The sequence below is a fragment of the Vibrio sp. A8-1 genome (genome assembly GCF_013048685.1).
Taxonomy (GTDB): domain Bacteria; phylum Pseudomonadota; class Gammaproteobacteria; order Enterobacterales; family Vibrionaceae; genus Vibrio; species Vibrio metschnikovii.
The window spans coordinates 1-1,378 of record NZ_VHTC01000089.1; the positions used below are offsets into that span (position 1 = coordinate 1).

Below are 1,378 nucleotides of genomic sequence, written 5' to 3' on the forward strand. Positions count from 1 at the left end.
GGCGTTATGCATATCGCAAAAATTTAACTTCGGTGGTCTAGGGAATAAATAAAATGTTACTCAAAGAAGTCATTGCTATAAATTATAAAAGTGCTCAAAAAACGGCACTTGAAATTAAGTCCGTTTCTCCAACAGTGCTAATTGGAGAGAATGATTGTGGTAAAACAACATCATTGAACTCGGCAAGACTGTTGTTAGAGCAGTCTTTTTCAGTGTCTATCCCAAATGATAAAACCGAAAAAAATGATTTATCGCATACTGCATTAACTAAAACTGAAATTAATGCTTATTTACTTGAGCAAGGACTGCCTGAGCTATTTGAGCTAACAGAAGATCATCAACAAAAGTTCATTGTATGCATTGGTAAGTTTCAAATTGAAGATTTTGATAAAGACGCTGAAGATATATCTAACCACCTAAAGTGGGTGCTGGAATCTGCAAAATTGATGGATGACCAGTATAGGTACTTTTATAAAGCTAGGGTTATAAACGCAGATACAGGGGTAACTGAAATATATTACTCTCATTACCATCCGGATGAGCAGAGCTTAGCTAGTATTTACAGCTCGACTCAAGCTCAAGTCAATACAGCTATGACGACTTATAATCCAGAGGAACAGAACCTCATTAATGATAATGGTGAAGGACGCCATACAATTTATGAAAAAATGCGTTCGATACTAAATACAGTTTCTTGTTCGTATAAGTTTGTTAAGTTCAGCGATGACGCTAAATATAAGAAGTGGAAGCAAGACTTACAGGCAGCTTTCCCTGAGTACGCTTACTTGAGCTGGAACGAGTCACTAGAGGGTATAACTAAAGCGGCTAATGCTATCTTATCTGACTCTATTGAAGCCGAGGTTACCCGAGCCAAGAAAATTTCAGGTATGCTACGAACACGAGCACAGACAAAGATTAACCAAAAACTTGAAGAGTTGGGTATTCAGAATGAGGTTCCAAGTATTAAGAGTATCAGCGCCAGCGTAAACTTTGAGTTAAAAAATCAACTTACAGACTTGTTTGTAGGTAAAGACAGTTCTGAAGAAAGTGTGCATATTGATAACCAAGGCGAAGGCATAAAACGTCAAATTTGGTTTGCATTGCTTAGGCTACAAGCAGAACAAGCAACAGAAACTAATAAAAGGTATGTCTGGTGTTTTGATGAGCCCGAAACGCACTTGCATCCGAGAGCTCAAAGAGAGTTTATCAACACGCTTCGCTTATTATCGGAACAACATTTTCAAATATTGGTTAGCACTCATAGTACGATTTTCGTTAATGCCTCTAAGCTAGAAGACATAAATACTTTCAAAATTGAAAATAGTTATACCAAAATAGGAGCTATAGCGGAGGTAGGGGATATTTTCGATACATTGGG

General features: G+C 37.3%; 1 protein-coding gene. It reads left to right on the forward strand.

The features are described 5' to 3' along the window. Positions 1-53 precede the first annotated feature (53 nt). Positions 54-1,378: AAA family ATPase (locus FKN93_RS17340; RefSeq protein WP_170905763.1), on the forward strand; the 1,325-nt coding region annotated here is incomplete at its 3' end.